This is a genomic window from Enterobacter ludwigii (genome assembly GCA_023023105.1).
Lineage (GTDB): Bacteria > Pseudomonadota > Gammaproteobacteria > Enterobacterales > Enterobacteriaceae > Enterobacter > Enterobacter adelaidei.
Genome location: CP083824.1, coordinates 2328000 through 2344724, shown reverse-complemented (window position 1 = coordinate 2344724; position 16725 = coordinate 2328000). Strand labels below are relative to the sequence as shown.

Genomic DNA, 16725 nt, shown 5'->3' with positions numbered 1-16725 from the left:
CTTATGTAAATAGCCATTAAAATTATAAGGTTTTTGGTTGTATAGTTTGCCACCTGCTTTGAACTTAATGCAAATTTGCCATTGCGGAAAGATCGGTCATGTGACTGTAAAAGGACGCTTATGAATGGACGCGAAATACGGTTTTCTCACTTACCGGTCGTTTTCAATCCCGAAGAAAGCCTGAATAAATACCTCCTGACCATCAGCGGGTCTGACTTGATTGCTGATGTGGAATCATTTACCGGTGAAGAAGCGCTGAGTACCCCGTATCGATATACAATCCGTTTCACCTCCACCACTGACGACGCTGAAGCTTTTCATATCGTCCAGAAAGAAGCGTCATTTATTCTTCGAGCCGCCAACCCTGCATGGTCAAAGTATTTTCCCGATCGTGAAAAATGGGTCGCTTTGCGTAAAATCCCTGGCGTCATAACTGAACTCAGCAGAATCAGCAGCAGCGTTGAAGAAACGCTGTACGAAGCTGTGTTGGAACATCCTCTGGCGCTTCTTAACGCCCGCTATCGCAGCGCTATCTATCAGAATGTATCTGTACCAGAACTGGTTAAACGCATCCTTAAAGAACACGGTTTTGAGGGATATGAAATCAATTTTGACCAGCTTCACTGGGAATATCCGCCGCGGGAAATGATTGTTCAGTGGAAAGAAAGCGATCTGGGGTTCATCCAGCGCTTGCTGTCTGAAGTGGGTATATGGTTCCGGTTTGAGCTACATCCCGATCATGACCATATTGTTGTTATCGTGTTCGGAGATTCCGGGGCGCACTATGTACACAACCATAAGATCGCAGCAATCAACCCTGCTGGAACCGTAGGTAATATCTACAGCCTGCGAAAAATGACAACCAGGCATACCATCGTTCCTGGCTCGGTCGATGTGCGTAACTACAACTATCGGGAGAGTCGGAATTACAGAGCACTCGAAACACAGGCCGATAAATCACGCCAGTCGGAACTGGTTTACGGTGGCGAATATCACTACGCGGATAATCATCTGGCATCCGGTGATCGTTATGCCATAGGCAAAGGCCAACACGCCGAAACCAGTTGGCACTATGCGCGAATTCGTCATGAATGCCTGCTTACCAATATGATTACGCTGGAAGCCGTAGCCGACGATCCCGCTATTGTGCCTGGATTCGATCTCGATATCACCGGCAATAAACCAGCAGCCTTTGACGAAGGGATGGTTGTCACCAGCATCCGCTCCACAGGTTCACGCAAGAGCAGTTTTCAAAGTGAAATTAAAGGAATTCCATTCAGCGAAATCTGGTGTTATCGCCCTGAACGTCTCCCACGCCCCATCATCACAGGTACAATCCCGGCGAGAGTGTCGGGGATAAGCATTAACGATCAGCTTTCGCGGATAGATAATCAGGGTCGTTATCGGGTGCAGTTTAACTTTGACCAGGCTGAATGGAAAAAGGGGCTGGAGAGTATGCCTGTCAGGTTAGGGCGGCAGTACGCCGGTGATACCTATGGGATACATTTTCCCCTGCTCGATAATACAGAAGTTGGCATTGCGTTTGAAAATGGCGACCCGGAACGACCGTTCATTGCCCATGCCTTCCATGATGAAATAAACCCTGATTTAGTTACTGACCGCAACAGCACACGCAACGTCATCAGGACTCCACGAAATAACAAATTTCGGATGGAGGATAAGAAAAACCATGAACACATCAAAGTCGCGACGGAGTACGGCAAGTCGCAACTGAATTTAGGACACCTGGTCGATGCCAGTGGTAAGCGGCGCGGGGAAGGCGTTGAGTTACGCACCGACAAGCAAGCTTCGCTTCGTTCTGCTGAAGGCTTTCACATCACCACAGAGGCGAAACTAAAAGCAACCGGCAATCAGAACGACATGGCTGCGACCATAGCGCAGCTTGAATCTGCGTTACAACTGGCCCGTTCGCTTCAGGCCTGTTCGGAAATAGCAGATACGCCAGCCGCCGATCTATCGTCGGTGACTGAATTTCGGCAGCGAGTAGCAAAACCAGAAGATGCCACGCTCTCTCTTCATGGTGAAACCGGCATAGCTCTCACATCCCCTAAATCAGTCTTGCTGCATGCCGGGGAGAATATGACCACAACGTCCAGGCAGGACATGAATGCTAACGCCTTCCGGCGCATGACTCTGGCCGCTGGGGAAGTCTTCTCCGTATTCGTCCGTAAAGCAGGGATGGTGTTTACCGCTGCAAAAGGGTCTATTCGGCTGAGTGCACAGAAGGGGGAAATTAACGTCGTCGCGAATCAGAACATTAACCTCACCAGCTCTCAGGGCAAAATTGTACTGAATGCGCAAGATGAATTGCTGTTGATGTGCGGAGGTGCAGGCATTCGCCTTAAGAAGGGTGAAATGGAGTTCATTGCCCCGCATTACATCCGTATAAAAGCGCCCGCCGTCGATTACATGGCGAAAGCAAGTCTTGACCATCTGAAGCCTACCTTTTCAGAAGGCGAGCTGGCTCAGCAGTTCCGGCTACATGCCCCCGACGATCCGGATCATATTCTTAAAGGTCAACGCTTCAGGCTCCATAAAAAGGGCGAAGTCATCGAGGGGATCACCGATGATAACGGCGAATCACCGCTACTTAACACGTCTGAACTTGATACCTGGTCACTCGAATTAGTCCATGAGTTAGAAGCCCCGGAGGGAACCGTATGAGTGAGTCATCTGATGCGCAGAACGCCAACCCATTTGATGAGGCTCCAGAGTCTCAGGATCCGCAAAGTTTCGGCGCACACAACAAACGTTTCCTGGCGGAGCAGTGTATCGGTGTTCCGGTTAATGCCGGTAAACCGATGTACACCACGAACTGCCCTGTACATCGTCCAATGCCAGGCATTGTGATCCTGGTTCATGGTGTGAATGACGTGGGGGAAGCCTATCAGAACCAGGAGCGCGGCATCATCGAAGGGTTGAAAAAGCGACTGGGTCGCGATGACTTATGGCCGCATGAGTGGGAAGAAAAAACCTACAAAATCCGAAATGCGGATGGGGTAATGGAGGATTGTCCTGACTCACAGAAAAAGCAAATGATCTGCTCAAATACTCCCGTGCGCTCACCAGTGATCCCGTTTTATTGGGGATATCGCCCGGTTGATAAGGCTATGTGGGAGGATGACCAGCGGCAGTACCGTGAAGCCATGCGCAACAGCGGCAATAACGCAGAAACCCCCTTACCGTATGATGCTTATCGCGAAAATGACCCGGCGATCCTGAAACGATTCGGCGGTAAGTATGCAATGGACTGCTTTCACAATACTCTGGACCTAAATGGCGTCTGGGGAGGTGGAACGTTTGCCAATGCCACGACCAGCATCCCTGATATGCTTGGCCCGGGAGCAGGGGGCGCAGCGCTTGGTGCGGTCGGCTTTTTGAGTCGTACTGAACTGGCAAACGGCGGTGACTTTACCCACCCGGTATACAGCAACCCACACCGTATTTATCAGTTCTATGCCGCACAACGGCTGGCAAATCTGATTTTAACCATTCGCCAAAATAAGCCTACCGCCAAAGACACAATTAATGTCGTTGCGCATAGCCAGGGAACCATCATCACCATGTTGGCAAACATGCTGGTTAAGCAGGCGGGGGAGCCTCCGGCTGATTGCGTGATCCTCAATCACTCCCCGTATTCGCTCGAAAATCGCTGGCTGGAGAACGGTCAGCCAGGTCATCACCAGACAGATGCCGCCCGGCAGCAAACCTTTGTGAATTTCTGCCGTCTGATGGCGACGAATGAAAAATTTGCGTCCAGCGGTGACGGGTTAATGACCGCCGCAGATCAAAAAACGCTGCTCGACACGATGACGCTTCCGCGCAAGGAGTTCAGCAGTAACTGGTATGATTCACCTTTAAATCAGCGCAATAACTTCGGCAAAGTTTATAACTATTTCTGCCCGAATGATGGGACCGTATCACTGCTTCCTGTTCAGGGTTTCGGCTGGCGCGGGGTTCCACAAAAGCTGGCCGACACCATCCCCAATTTACGCCAGCGCGTTTTTTTCCAGAACAGTAGTGTTGGTCATGCGCCAGATGGAAAACCGTTCCGTAAGCCTGCTGTGGGGAAAGGTGATTTCGCTTATTCCGCATTGACGAACGCAAGCTGGGATTACAGCGATGTGGTTCCAAACGGTGAAGCCCTGCCTGAGCCGTTTATTTTCACTCTCATGGGGCAACTAAACCCTCTCGATACTAGTACGGACAAAGACAACGCCTACAAAGCCCCTGCAGGGGGAAATGACGTTATGGTTTCGTATAACGCCAAAGCGGGAGCAACCAGCAACTCCCGGCGAACTAAGGAGGACGTTTTCGACTGCCCGCCGTTTGAACCGTTCAAACATCTACGGCCCGGCCATGTCCTGACGAAAAGCGAAATCAACACGCTTGAGTATTGGCGCAATATCGATATCGTCAGCGGTGAAATCACCGGTGTTAACGATGCCAACAAAAAAATCGTTGTACGCCGGAATTTGACCGAAGCCGAACTGCACAAGCTGTTCAGTTCTTCAGACGATGTGATGTTCAGTCAGCATTCGTCCATCGTTATGTCACCTAAAGTACCGGAACTGGCGATGGCCTATGACCTGGCTATAGGTCCGTGCAAATCGTTTGATTTTGAGCATGGTGCATTCTGGAAGAAATTACTGCGTATTGCCGACTGGCGCAGTGATTGGTCAGATGATCGTGATGCATCGAAATACTACAGATCAGGCGAACTACCTTCTGAAACCACCAAAAAATTCATGAACAAGCCAGGTTCAGTCTTGCCTACCGGCGAGTTTGGTGTAGTGAACCAGTTTATGAATGCAACTCGAGTGATCCCCGCCCGCTACCCGGAAGTCTATAACCGTGAAGTGACAAATCTGCAATGGCCGATGCCTCCCGTTGAAGGTTTTAACACCGTACCCTCTGAGCCGAGAAGGAAAGTCGGATGATGAATAAAGGAGTTGCCCATGCAACGTTGGCCTGGCTGATGTTGATGGCGGGATGCACACAGGCACAGGACGCGCCGACGCAGGTGATTTACCGGTTTGATGATCATCGTTACCTGGAGTTGAAGGGATGGAACTGTGAGGGGGCATTATTCTATATTGACCCGCAGCGCGGTATACGTTCAGAGGTTTCCAGTCAGTTTTACCGGGCATTTGCGAACAAGTATGTGCATCCCTCCGAGCGTTATATTGCCATTCCGTCCTGGGATACGGATGCCTTTGCAGTTTCAAAAGATTACGGTAAAACCTGGCAGTCAGCACCATTCTCCCCGGCTACGCATAGCGTTGAACCCGATGGAACAACCAGACCAGGCAGAGAAAATATGCGGTAATGGTGCCAACTTACTGATTTAGTGTATGATGGTGTTTTTGAGGTGCTCCAGTGGCTTCTGTTTCTATCAGCTGTCCCTCCTGTTCAGCTACTGAAGGCGTGGTGCGTAACGGTAAAAGTACTGCCGGACATCAGCGCTATCTCTGCTCTCACTGCCGTAAAACATGGCAGCTACAGTTCACTTACACCGCTTCTCAACCCGGTACGCATCAGAAAATCATTGATATGGCCATGAATGGCGTCGGATGTCGCGCCAGTGCACGCATTATGGGCGTTGGCCTCAACACGATTTTACGACACTTAAAAAACTCAGGCCGCAGTCGGTAAACTCACGCATACAACCGGGCAGTGACGTCATTGTTTGCGCGGAAATGGACGAACAGTGGGGTTACGTCGGCGCTAAATCACGCCAGCGCTGGTTGTTTTACGCGTATGACAGGATACGGAGGACGGTTGTGGCGCACGTATTCGGTGAACGCACGTTGGCCACGCTGGAGCGTCTTCTGGGCCTGCTGTCGGCCTTTGAGGTCGTGGTATGGATGACGGATGGCTGGCCGCTGTATGAATCACGCCTGAAGGGAGAACTGCACGTTATCAGCAAGCGATATACGCAGCGCATTGAGCGGCATAACCTGAATCTGAGGCAGCATCTGGCAAGGCTGGGCAGGAAGTCACTGTCGTTCTCAAAATCGGTGGAGCTGCATGACAAAGTCATCGGGCATTATCTGAACATAAAACACTATCAGTAAGTTGGAGTCATTACCAAATATGCTCTCGTTTACGGTCGTTAACGATCAGGGTTTTTTGCTTACTCGTCAGGGCAATCTCTACATGAGTTCAAAGCCCTTCGATGATCCGCGAATTTTACCCGGGGGCACCGGCGTTGATTATGTCGATGAAGATGGTGATAAACATCGCCTTCGACCGGGTTTTGCTGGTGCAACCTGGGGGCTATCGTACCTTCCACCGAAGTCTCTTAAATATCTAACAGCTTCTGAGTTAGCTAACTGGCAAAACTTGCCGACTCACGTACCTGAAGTCAGAAATTATAAAGGCTGGGATCATATGCAGTGCAACCCGGATAAAGGGCTTAAGCAATGAGCACTCTGATTCAGGCAAGCCTGCCGTTGAAGGATTTAACACCGTACCCACTGAACCGAGAAGGAAAGTCGGATGATGAATAAAGGAGTTGCCCACGCAACGTTGGCCTGGCTGATGTTGATGGCGGGATGCACACAGGCACAGGACGCGCCGACGCAGGTGATTTACCGTTTTGACGATCATCGCTACCTGGAACTGACGGGCTGGAACTGCCAGGGCGCGTTGTACTACGTTGACCCGGTGCGCGGTATCCGCTCTGAAGTCGCCAGCCAGTTTTACCGGGCATTTGCTGACAAGTACGTGCATCCCTCCGAGCGTTATATTGCCATTCCCGGATGGGATACAGATGCCTTCGCAGTTTCAAAAGATTACGGTGAAACCTGGCAAGTTGCGCCATTCAACACCGGTTTTCATACGGTAGAACCGGATGGCTCAAACAGTCCATCCAGAGAAAATATGCTCTCGTTCACGGTCGTTAACGATCAGGGATTTTTGCTTACTCGCCAGGGCAATCTTTACATGAGTTCAAAGCCCTTCGATGATCCGCGAATTTTACCCGGGGGCACCGGCGTTGATTATGTCGATGAAGATGGTGATAAACATCATATGGCCCCCGGTTCTGCCGGGCCAAAATGGGGGCTGTCATATATCCCACCCAAAACAATCGACCAACTGACTGACCAATATCTGACAAACTGGCAAAACTTGCCGACTCATGTACCTGAAGTCAGAAATTATAAAGGCTGGGATCATATGCAGTGCAACCCGGATAAAGGGCTTAAGCAATGAACGCGATGATTCGGGCAAGCCTGCCGATTGCTATCCGATCAGGATAATCTGCCATGCCGGAAGATTGACCGTACTGAGATAGCTCCAGCCAGCAGTGAGCGCTATGTATTCAAATTCGTCAGCACAAAAATTTTTTATTCATCCCAGCAATATTTCCCTCCCTCATTCGTCTACCTCATCACAAGCCATAATCAGTTACTGTAAACGAGGTACACACCATGAGAGATTTTGATATGCACGACAAAGGTCACGGACGCGGATTCGGTCGCCACCGTATGGGCAAGGGTTTAGTCATCGGCGCAGTGATCTTCGTTGCACTCGGCCTGCTGGTAATGTCCCTGTGGAACGCCTTGCTTCCGGCGATCCTCGGCGTGAAAGCCATCGGGTTCTGGCAGGCGCTGGGCATACTGGTGCTGAGCCGCATTCTGTTTGGCGGGCTAGGTTTCCGTCCCGGGATGTTTGGCGCGCACCGCCGGATGCACGAGCGCTGGATGAACATGACCCCCGAACAGCGCGAGGCGTTTATTCAGCAGCGTCGCGAAGGGTTTGGTCGCCACGGGCGCGGTCACTGCGGCTGGCACGGCCATCGTGACGATAAGCGCGATGACAACGCGCCAAAAACGCCGGAAGCAGAGTGAGCGAAATGAAAGCCGGGGAGGCGGGCGGATCCATGCTGATGTCGGCGCTCAATGCCTGTCGCGCCAGGCTGAAAGCCTTCATACGCGGGCGCACGTCCGTCCGTGATGATGCCGAGGACATTTTGCAGGAAGTCACGTATCAGCTGATGAAAGTGGAACAGCCAGTCGAGAACGTTGCTGCGTGGCTGTTCCGCGCGGCGCGTAATGAGATGATTGACCGGTCGCGGAAAAAACGCGAGGTTTCGCTCTCCGGCTATTTTACGGGCGACGATGAAGACGGTTTTCCGGAAGACGAGCTGGCCGAAACCCTGTTCGGTGTGCCGCAGACACCGGAAGAGGAGTATCTCAAAACGCTGTTGTGGGAAGAACTGGAACAGGCGTTGTCTGAACTTCCACCGCCGCAGCGGGAGGTATTCGAAAAGACCGAGCTTCACGGCTACAGCATTAAAATGCTGGCAGAGGAGACGGGTGCCAGCGAGCAGGCGCTGTTATCCCGTAAGCACAAGGCGGTATTGTTTCTGCGTACGCGGCTGCGGGATGTTTATGACGCGCTGACCGGTGAATAGCGGCGACAGACAAAACCTTACACTTCCGGCACTTGTAGATTCATCACTATCGTTTATGATCGGGGCGTCTTGTTACTCTGGAATGTTATGCGCAACCGTCAGCTTCTCGGAAAATGGCTTTTGATCGTCACCTGTCTCGCGATGGCACTTTGTCTCGTGCAGCGTGCGGTGTATCTCAACCATTTTTTACAGGGACTGGATCCGCAAACGTCCCAGATAGCTGACGCCCCAGCTCAAAACAGCAACACTGAACAGCCCGGCCCGTCACCTTGTCAACTGGGCGCACACTCGCTTCTCTGCGCGCAGCCGCTGTTCTTCGACGGTGCGCTACCGGCCATTATTATCTTCTTTGCCCTCCTGCAGCTGTTTACGCAGGGGCGGGTATTTGTTTCCAGAGAACAACCCGTTCAGGCGCCGCCTCCCCGAATACATCTTAAAAACTGCGTCTTCCGTGAATGAAAAACATCGTCACCACACGATAATTTTCACTATTCACGGAGTAAAACATGTTTAACCTTTTCAGGGGGTTCGTCTTCCTGTGGCTGTCCTGCATCGGTATTACCCATGCGGCAGACACTGGCTGGCAGGTCTCCCCACAAAACGATCACGCCCGTATCCGCTTTCAGGCGGAAAGGGATCAAAACCGCATTCAGGGTTTGCTCACCGTCGAGCTAAAGCCCGGCTGGAAAACCTACTGGCGTGCGCCGGGCGAGGGCGGTGTCGCGCCGAAAATCAGCTGGCCGGAAGGCGTAACGGACAGCTGGTCCTGGCCAGTGCCTTCGCGTTTCGATATCTCCGGCATGACCACGCAGGGATATCACGACAAGGTCACGATCCCGATTGTCCTCGACGGGGTGAAGGGAGACGCGCTCGACGGAACGCTGACGCTCTCCACGTGCAGTAACGTCTGTCTGCTGACGGACTACCCGCTGCATCTTGATTTTACCCAGCCGGTCGATGCAGGTTTTCGTGACGCTTTTGACCATGCGATGCGCTCTATGCCCGGCTCGTCTGGCGTTTCATCTGACCTCACCGCCTGGCTGGCGGACGGCAATCTGGTCATTACAGGGACAACGGAAGGAAAGTGGGACAATCCGGGGATCTATTTTGACCCGCTGGAGGGGGATATTCTTCCGGGAGAACCCGTCATTAAACACGACGGCCATCAGCTTCGGGTGACCGTTCCCGTCACCGATGAGTGGGGAGATAAGCCCACCTCGCTGGCAGGTAAAGCTCTGTCGTTTGTGTTGACTAATGGCAGTAAAGCCCAGCAAACCGTAATGACGGTTGGATCAACGCCTGCTGCGTCCGCAGCGCCCGGCACGGGCAAAATGATGCTCTTTGCGCTGTTGGGCGGGCTGATCCTGAACCTGATGCCCTGCGTGTTGCCGGTGATGGGTATGAAGCTCAACAGTATCCTGCATGCAGGCTCGAACAAACGAACGATCAGGCTGCGTTTTCTGGCAACCAGCGCCGGGATCCTCACCTCCTTTATGCTGCTTGCCGCGATGGTGACTGCGCTTAAGCTGACCGGGGCATCTCTGGGCTGGGGTATTCAGTTCCAGAACCCGTGGTTTATCGGCCTGATGATCGCCGTGACCTTCCTCTTCGCGCTGAATCTGTTTGGGGTGTTTGAGATGCTGCTGCCTTCTGCTACCGCAGGACGCCTGGCCGCAACAGGCGGCGCGGGGCTGGGCGGCAGTTTCTGTGAAGGGATGTTCGCCACGCTGCTGGCCACGCCGTGCTCCGCGCCATTCCTCGGTACTGCCGTGGCGTTTGCCCTCGGCGCACCGCTGCAGACCCTGTGGCTCATTTTTCTGATGCTCGGCGTGGGAATGAGTTTGCCGTGGCTGTTCGTCGCCCTGGTGCCCAAAACGGCCATGCTGCTGCCGAAACCCGGCCGCTGGATGAACACGCTTAAGGTGATCCTGGGCCTGATGATGCTGGCCTCCAGCCTCTGGCTGGCGACGCTGTTGAACCTGCATCTGGGTGATACGATTGGTCAGATCGTGATGCTGGTGCTGATTGTTGTCGCACTGGCGCTTTTTGCATTGAAGGGGCAAAGGTCCTCGCCACTGTTCTGGCTGGTGGTGATCTCCCTGTCGGTATTTGGTGGATACCAACTGCGCGGGTTGCTTAACGCATCACCTGTTCTCGCAACGCAAAGTGTGGAGCAGACGATCCCGTGGCAGCCGCTAAGTGAAGAGGCCATCCAGATGGCGCTTGCGCAGGGGAAACGGGTGTTTGTGGATATCTCTGCCGACTGGTGCGTAACCTGTAAGGTTAACGAGCATCGGGTACTGAATCAGCCGGACATCATTGCCGCACTGAGTCAGCCGGACGTAGTGGCCCTGCGCGGAGACTGGAGCCAGCCTTCCGCGCTTATCGCTGCGTTTCTTGAGAAGCGAAATCGCTACGCCATTCCGTTTAATGAGGTGTATGGCCCCGGTATCCCGGACGGGGAGATCCTCTCGCCGCTGCTGGATAAGCGCACCCTTGTCACTACCCTGAACAACGCAAAAGGCTAACCGTTTTATGAAAAAAATCCTTATTACGCTGCTGCTACTTCTGGCCTCTGTTCAGGTGATGGCGGCAACACCCCTGACGCCGGACCAGGAACAACGTGCGCAGAAGATGATCTCTGATTTCCTGTTTAATGATCCGAACTCCCCGCGCATCGGCGCGAAAAACCCAAAACTGACCCTGGTGGTCTTTACGGACTACAACTGCCCGTACTGTAAGAAATTCGACCCGTACATGGAGAAAATTGTCGAAAAATACCCGGATGTCGCAGTGGTCTTTAAGTTTTTGCCTTTCCGCTCGGAAAGTTCGCTGACCGCAGCGCGTGACGCCTTAACGCTCTGGCGCGCGCATCCGGAGCAGTTTATGAAATTGAACCATACCCTGATGGCCAGAAAGGGGTACCACGATGACGCCAGCATTCAGGAGGCGCAAAAACGGGCAGGGGTGAGTGTCACGACGCCAGATGAGGAGAGCCTGATGACGATTAAGCGCAGCCTGATCGTTGCAGAGAAAATGGGGATTCAGGGCACTCCCGCCACGCTTATCGGCGAGGGATTGCTTCCCGGCTGGGTCCCGTTTGAACAGTTCGATGAAATGGTCAGTGACGCACTGAAAAACCGCTAACCTGAAAGGGGGCTTGATGCCCCCGATAAACCGGAGAGGGAAATGAAAAAATTACTGTTACTTTCAGCGCTGGTATCGTCAGGGCTGGCGCAGGCGGCTGAAGCCATACCGGATGTGGTAAAACACTTCAGCGAGCAGCAGGACATCAAAATCATTAAGAAACTGGATGCACCTGGCGGTGTGCCAGCCTGGCTTGGACAATATCAGGATATGGGCGTGACGCTCTTTTTAACGCCGGACGGCAAGCACGTGATCTCGGGGTATCTGTACGATGACAAAGGAAAAAACCTCAGCGAAGAATATTTCCAGAAAGAGATCTATGCCCCGATGGGACGTGAAATGTGGAAAAAGCTTAACGCGGCGCACCCCCTGAAAGAAGGGGCGGAGAACGCTCCGCGTAAAGTGTTCGTCTTTGCCGATCCGTTCTGCCCGTACTGCAAACAGTTCTGGTCAGAGGCGCAACCGTGGGTGAAGGCCGGTAACGTTCAGCTCAATACGCTGCTGGTGGCGTTTCTCAACCCCAACAGCGGACGTAATGCTGCCGCCATACTGAATGCGAAAGATCCGGTCTCGGCCTGGCGTGATTACGAATTATCTGGCGGCAAAAAATTGCCAAAACCAGAAGGCAGCGCATCCCGTGAAACCGTTGAAATACTGCAGAAACACCAGACATTAATGGACGCTCTGGGCGCTAACGCCACGCCAGCCATTTATTATCTGAATGCGGAAAATGAGCTTCAGCAGGTGGTGGGTATGCCGGATGAAAAACAGCTTGAGGCGATGTTCGGGCCGAAGCCATAAGCGAAAACAGGCAGAAACGGGACGTTTCTGCCTGATATTCTCTTAGCTACCCCAGCGCCCCCTGAGGTAGTTGACTGCTTGCTGGGTCTGCGGCTGGTTCAGGTAATCTTCCCTGAACAGGATCGTACCATTCACATTGGGCAGCGAATCGTTCAGATCGAGCTGTTTTTTCAGCTCCGGTACACCGCCCTGAACCATCCAGTCCGGTTCATTTTTCGACGGTTCACCCACTTTGTAGAACGCAACGCCGATATACAGGCGAGTGTGAGTCGATTTCACGACATCTGCCCACCATTTGGTCAGCACGTCGTAGCGCGCCGCATCCCGGGAGAAAGGCCAGTAAATCTGGGGGGCGATGTAGTCGAGTAAACCTTGTTGTACCCACTGACGTGTATCCGCGAAGGATTCATCATAGGCTGCAGCACCCCGTGTGTCCGAGCCTGCCGGGTCAAATGAACGGTTACGCCACACGCCAGCCGGGCTGACGCCAAACGCAACGCCGGGTTTTGTCTGTTTAATCGCGCGGGAAACCTGCACGATCAACTGCTGCGTGTTATGTCTTCGCCAGTCAGCTTTTGAGGCAAATCCCTGGCCGTATTGCCGGTAAGTCTGCGCGTCATTGAGCGCCGAACCGGGTGATTCGGCATAAAAGTAATCATCAAACTGCACGCCGTCTATCGGGTAGTTTGCAACCACTTCGGTGACCACTCGGGTGATCCAGTCGCGCACTTCCGGAATGCCCGGGTCGAGTACGAAACGATCGCCTGAAATGCGTACCCACTCCGGGTGCTGGACATAGACACTGGACGGGGTCTGGTATGACGTCCGGTTCAGGGCGGCGATGGTCGAGGGTTTCGTGTTTGTCGATACGCGGTACGGGTTGAACCAGGCATGCACTTTCATGCCGCGCTTGTGCGCTTCATCGAGCATGAACTGCAGCGGATCGTATCCAGGATATTCGCCGATGTTGCCCGTCAGCATATCTGACCACGGTAAAATTTTTGACGACCAGAGGGCCGTGCTGTCCGGTTTCACCTGGAAAAAGACAGTGTTAATTCCTAGCCGCTTAAGATTGTCGAGCTTGCTGGTCAGTGCTTGTTTTTGCATCGCGATACGCTGGTCAGCGCTTCGTCCATTCACTGATGCGACAGGGGGCCAGTCGAGGCGGGAGACGGTCGCCAGCCAGATCCCGCGCATCGGCTCGTTGGCCTGCTGCGTTGGTTCGCTCACGCCAGGAAGGGGAGTAATCAGTGATTTCGGTGGTTTTGAGGAGCAGCTCACAAGTAAAAGTGCGCAGCCAGCCAGCGCACCAATCCGTTTTACATGTCGCGTCATTTGCGTATTAGCTCTTGATAATCCGACTGTTAGCCCAGGGATTAAAGGCGGGCGTTTCCTGTTCTGCGTGTCCTTCATCGTTGAGGGAGTCCAGATACAGGGCTTCGACTTCCGCGCGTGCCCAGGGGGTACGGCGCAAAAATTTCAGGCTCGATTTAACGCTGGGATCTTTTCTGAAACAGTTAATTTTGATTCGGTCGCCCAACTCGTTCCAGCCATATTTCGCCACCAGGGCGTTGACCATCATCTCCAGCGTTACGCCATGCAAAGGATCGTTAGAAATGTGTGCAGTCATAAGCGTCCGGATGTCTCAATTTTAATGGGGTTGGGTTAACCGGTGAAAGGGTACAAGAAAGCACGGGAAGCGGCAATGACATCCCGCGCTGATGCTTATTCCGCACGGCTGGCGTCCCGGTTGGTATAGGTGACAGGCACCCACCCATAGCCGCCGTTTTCGCCTTTGGTGACATAGCCGATACCCGGGAACGGTAGATGGGGCGCGGCAACCAGGTCTTTATTTCTCACAAAGCCCGCAAACGCCTCTTCGCGCACGCGTGCCGCTTTGTTCTGATCTTCATCGTAGGTGATAGTCACGTCGGGCTGCGGGAACTGGACCGCCGCAGCATGAATAATATCGCCCACGAAGGTGATCTTCTCGCCTTTACTTGTCAGCGTATAGAAGGCTGATCCCGGTGTATGGCCGGGATGTACCGTGCCGGTAATGCCTGGAATAAGCTCGGAAGTGCCAGAAAAAGGCACGACTTTGCCTGCATCAAGGTAAGGTTTTAACGTTTTCTGAGCGACGTCAAAGTAGTTCTTGCCGTAGCCTGTTTTTTTCTGATTATCGTCATTAAAGAAAAAGTCGATTTCCGGTTTTCCAACGAAAACGCGCGCGTTGCTGAACACCACTTTACCGTCCTTCACCAGGCCGCCAGCATGATCGGAATGGACGTGAGTGAGCAGGATTTCGGTAATATCCTGCGGCTTAACCCCCTGCGTGGCAAGGCTCTCAATCAGACGTCCACCGTTACCGGGGCCAAAGAGCTGGCCTGAGCCGGTATCCACCAGGATTTTGTGTCCGGGCATCGCTATCAGGAAAGCGTTAATGGACACTTCAGCCGGGTTGGTCTGGAAATTTTTCGCGAGCAAAGCATCAATCTTTTGTGGCGTTGTCCGGCGCAGTAATTTATGCAGATCCTGAGCGACGCTCCCGTCTGTAAACGAAGTGACGATAATATCGCCGATCTGAACGCGGTATCCGCCAGCTGGTTGTTCAACAACGTGCTGAGGCGTATTTGCCAAAACCTGTAATGAAGGGTAGAGAAGTAATGCACTGGATATCAGCGTGGACAGAGCAAGTTTTTTCACGGTAAGCATAAGAGTCTCCTTTGAAAGCGCTCATCTTACTTCTCCGTAAAAATAGAAGAACCTACCTAATAATGACAGGAGCCAGCATAATAGCCGGGTGGTGCAGACACCATTCCCGGCCCGTAAGACGTTATTTTTTCAGCGGTGCGTTCCAGCTGTCCGGCGTCGATTTTGACCAGGAGCCATAAGCAGCATTAGGCAGCACAATCCAGTCATTGCCGAAGTGTTCAGCGCTGGCCTCAACCAGCTCACGCTGCTGCTCGCTCGGTTTTTTGTTTTTAAATTGCACGGCGAAATCCGGCAGGCTGTCGCCGAACAGCATCACGATCTGCTGTTTTTTGAGGATACTCTGGCGACGCTCTTCTTTGCTGACCGTATCCAGAAGTACGCTCTCGTCTGTAACCTGTGGAAGTCCCAGAGATTTTAACGTATTGAGCGTGTCGGCTTTGTTTTCCTGCATACGATCCGAAACATAATAAATACGGACTTTGCTTTGATTCACGTGGTCAAGAAAGGCTTTCGCACCGGGGATCAACCCGGGTTTGCCGTGTTTCTCCCACTCACTCCAGGTATCCCATTGGGTAAAATCGTGACACTGCTCCATGTCGCGCACCAGTAACGGGGTGTTATCGAGGACGGTTTCATCCAGATCCATGACGACGGCGTAATTCTCTGGCGTTTTCAGATCTTTTAATTTTTCATTGAAACGCTCAGTAGCAAACCGATACGTCTGCATCTGAAGCGCCATAATCTCGGCCGATTTCTGCTGATAGCGCAGCGCCATTTCATACGCTTTGGGTTCACACAGGTCACGGTTAGCCGCCATTGCCGTTGCACTGAATACGGGTAATGCCAGCAGTAATACCTTAGCCATTGAATTCACACTTCTTTCCTCAACACCTTGTTAAAATCCCGCAAGCGTAATGGAGTTCAATGACAGAAAAATGAACCTTATGTGGCAACTCAACTTACAGTGAGGCTGCCGCCCGGGCCGCAGTGTCATACAGTGATGATATGGTGCGTAACAGTTGTGCGGTGTCTCCAATCGATCCCCCTGAAATGCCGCTCTCTGCCTGAATATTGATAAGGCACGCCTCACGAACATCACGGTATTTCATGCATAACGCTTTACCTTCCTCCGTAGTGGAGAAGAAGAGCTCTTTACCCGCTTTCTCGCTCGTCACGTAGCCCGCTTTGACCAGCTTTTTCAGGGCATAGGTCACTACGTGGGTATCTTCCACGTTGAGGACGAAACAGATATCGGCCAGCTTTTTCTTGCGGTCACGGTGGTTCACGTGATGCAGCAGTGAAACGTCAAACGCGCCCATATCGGGCTCTCCGGCAGCCGCCATGCAGCGCACCATCCATTTGTTAAACGCGTTACTGGTCATGATCAGCGCGTATTCCAGCTCTGATAACTCTGCGCAGCGCTCGGATACCAGATGGCGGGAAGAGACGATACGGCCATCATTGATATCTTCGCGAGGTGATGAAGCACTCTTTTTGGTGGTCATAAGGGTCCTTAGCCAGAAATGTAAACTCGTCGATAAAATAAGAACATTTTATTGATAATTTGTTTACATGTTTTTGAGGTTCAGATATAGCTTTTTAGCGCAGGTTTTGCGAAGCCT

16 protein-coding genes and 1 pseudogene are annotated in these 16725 nt (G+C 52.6%); 12 read left to right on the top strand and 5 right to left on the bottom strand.

What is annotated here, in order from left to right; translation table 11 throughout:
- Positions 1–120 precede the first annotated feature (120 nt).
- The 12 genes and pseudogenes from vgrG (at position 121) to dsbG (ending at position 12391) form a co-directional block, all read left to right on the top strand.
- Positions 121–2685, top strand: a complete 2565-nt coding sequence (gene vgrG / locus LCD46_11365) for a type VI secretion system tip protein VgrG (protein ID UOY72863.1) — start codon at positions 121–123, stop codon at positions 2683–2685.
- On the top strand, positions 2682–4961 hold the full coding sequence (locus tag LCD46_11360; GenBank protein ID UOY72862.1) for a DUF3274 domain-containing protein: 2280 nt from the start codon (positions 2682–2684) through the stop codon (positions 4959–4961). The genes vgrG and LCD46_11360 overlap by 4 nt, the downstream gene beginning before the upstream one ends.
- Positions 4962–5002: 41 nt before the next feature.
- Positions 5003–5317, top strand: a pseudogene (locus LCD46_11355) (hypothetical protein).
- An 83-nt stretch (positions 5318–5400) separates the two neighbouring features.
- Positions 5401–6098, top strand: a protein-coding gene (locus LCD46_11350; protein UOY72861.1) for an IS1 family transposase whose coding sequence is annotated in 2 segments (ribosomal slippage) — positions 5401–5650 and positions 5650–6098 — 699 coding nt in all. Because the reading frame shifts where the segments join, the coding sequence is not laid out codon by codon here.
- A 19-nt stretch (positions 6099–6117) separates the two neighbouring features.
- The gene (locus tag LCD46_11345; protein UOY72860.1) at positions 6118–6450 is read left to right on the top strand and encodes a hypothetical protein; all 333 of its coding nucleotides are present in this window, start codon (positions 6118–6120) and stop codon (positions 6448–6450) included.
- Between the two features lie 72 nt (positions 6451–6522).
- Positions 6523–7239, top strand: a complete 717-nt coding sequence (locus tag LCD46_11340) for a hypothetical protein (GenBank protein ID UOY72859.1) — start codon at positions 6523–6525, stop codon at positions 7237–7239.
- Between the two features lie 218 nt (positions 7240–7457).
- Positions 7458–7877, top strand: a complete 420-nt coding sequence (locus LCD46_11335; GenBank protein UOY72858.1) for a hypothetical protein — start codon at positions 7458–7460, stop codon at positions 7875–7877.
- A gap of 5 nt (positions 7878–7882) precedes the next feature.
- Positions 7883–8443 (top strand): RNA polymerase sigma factor, encoded by a 561-nt coding sequence (locus LCD46_11330; GenBank protein ID UOY72946.1) that lies wholly within the window; start codon positions 7883–7885, stop codon positions 8441–8443.
- Between the two features lie 87 nt (positions 8444–8530).
- Positions 8531–8902, top strand: a complete 372-nt coding sequence (locus tag LCD46_11325) for a hypothetical protein (protein UOY72857.1) — start codon at positions 8531–8533, stop codon at positions 8900–8902.
- 47 nt (positions 8903–8949) lie between these two features.
- A complete protein-coding gene (locus tag LCD46_11320; protein UOY72856.1) occupies positions 8950–10971 on the top strand; it encodes a thioredoxin family protein in 2022 nt (673 codons plus the stop codon).
- 7 nt (positions 10972–10978) lie between these two features.
- Positions 10979–11590: a DsbA family protein gene (locus LCD46_11315; GenBank protein UOY72855.1), complete on the top strand. Its 612-nt coding sequence runs from the start codon at positions 10979–10981 to the stop codon at positions 11588–11590.
- Positions 11591–11632: 42 nt separating this feature from the next.
- Positions 11633–12391, top strand: coding sequence for a thiol:disulfide interchange protein DsbG (gene dsbG, locus LCD46_11310; protein UOY72854.1), 759 nt, complete (start codon positions 11633–11635; stop codon positions 12389–12391).
- Between the two features lie 42 nt (positions 12392–12433).
- Here dsbG and LCD46_11305 read toward each other — a convergent pair whose 3' ends face one another.
- The 5 genes from LCD46_11305 to LCD46_11285 all read right to left on the bottom strand — a co-directional run bounded on the left by LCD46_11305 (position 12434) and on the right by LCD46_11285 (position 16608).
- Complete coding sequence (locus tag LCD46_11305) at positions 12434–13726, bottom strand: glycoside hydrolase family 10 protein (protein UOY72853.1); 1293 nt, start codon at positions 13724–13726, stop codon at positions 12434–12436.
- A 7-nt stretch (positions 13727–13733) separates the two neighbouring features.
- Positions 13734–14021 carry a VF530 family protein gene (locus tag LCD46_11300; protein ID UOY72852.1) on the bottom strand — a complete coding sequence of 96 codons (288 nt, stop codon included), beginning with the start codon at positions 14019–14021 and terminating at the stop codon, positions 13734–13736.
- 95 nt (positions 14022–14116) lie between these two features.
- Complete coding sequence (locus tag LCD46_11295) at positions 14117–15103, bottom strand: MBL fold metallo-hydrolase (GenBank protein ID UOY72851.1); 987 nt, start codon at positions 15101–15103, stop codon at positions 14117–14119.
- A gap of 121 nt (positions 15104–15224) precedes the next feature.
- A complete protein-coding gene (locus LCD46_11290; protein ID UOY72850.1) occupies positions 15225–15977 on the bottom strand; it encodes a 5'-nucleotidase, lipoprotein e(P4) family in 753 nt (250 codons plus the stop codon).
- 85 nt (positions 15978–16062) lie between these two features.
- Positions 16063–16608, bottom strand: a complete 546-nt coding sequence (locus LCD46_11285) for a winged helix DNA-binding protein (GenBank protein UOY72849.1) — start codon at positions 16606–16608, stop codon at positions 16063–16065.
- Positions 16609–16725 lie beyond the last annotated feature (117 nt).

What these genes read in the sequence shown, in the direction of transcription:
- vgrG (UOY72863.1), top strand. Translation starts at nt 121, where the DNA reads ATGAATGGACGCGAAATACGGTTTTCTCACTTACCGGTCGTTTTCAAT.
- LCD46_11360 (UOY72862.1), top strand. Translation starts at nt 2,682, where the DNA reads ATGAGTGAGTCATCTGATGCGCAGAACGCCAACCCATTTGATGAGGCT.
- LCD46_11345 (UOY72860.1), top strand. Translation starts at nt 6,118, where the DNA reads ATGCTCTCGTTTACGGTCGTTAACGATCAGGGTTTTTTGCTTACTCGT.
- LCD46_11340 (UOY72859.1), top strand. Translation starts at nt 6,523, where the DNA reads ATGATGAATAAAGGAGTTGCCCACGCAACGTTGGCCTGGCTGATGTTG.
- LCD46_11335 (UOY72858.1), top strand. Translation starts at nt 7,458, where the DNA reads ATGAGAGATTTTGATATGCACGACAAAGGTCACGGACGCGGATTCGGT.
- LCD46_11330 (UOY72946.1), top strand. Translation starts at nt 7,883, where the DNA reads ATGAAAGCCGGGGAGGCGGGCGGATCCATGCTGATGTCGGCGCTCAAT.
- LCD46_11325 (UOY72857.1), top strand. Translation starts at nt 8,531, where the DNA reads ATGCGCAACCGTCAGCTTCTCGGAAAATGGCTTTTGATCGTCACCTGT.
- LCD46_11320 (UOY72856.1), top strand. Translation starts at nt 8,950, where the DNA reads ATGTTTAACCTTTTCAGGGGGTTCGTCTTCCTGTGGCTGTCCTGCATC.
- LCD46_11315 (UOY72855.1), top strand. Translation starts at nt 10,979, where the DNA reads ATGAAAAAAATCCTTATTACGCTGCTGCTACTTCTGGCCTCTGTTCAG.
- dsbG (UOY72854.1), top strand. Translation starts at nt 11,633, where the DNA reads ATGAAAAAATTACTGTTACTTTCAGCGCTGGTATCGTCAGGGCTGGCG.
- LCD46_11305 (UOY72853.1), bottom strand. Translation starts at nt 13,726, where the DNA reads ATGACGCGACATGTAAAACGGATTGGTGCGCTGGCTGGCTGCGCACTT.
- LCD46_11300 (UOY72852.1), bottom strand. Translation starts at nt 14,021, where the DNA reads ATGACTGCACACATTTCTAACGATCCTTTGCATGGCGTAACGCTGGAG.
- LCD46_11295 (UOY72851.1), bottom strand. Translation starts at nt 15,103, where the DNA reads ATGCTTACCGTGAAAAAACTTGCTCTGTCCACGCTGATATCCAGTGCA.
- LCD46_11285 (UOY72849.1), bottom strand. Translation starts at nt 16,608, where the DNA reads ATGACCACCAAAAAGAGTGCTTCATCACCTCGCGAAGATATCAATGAT.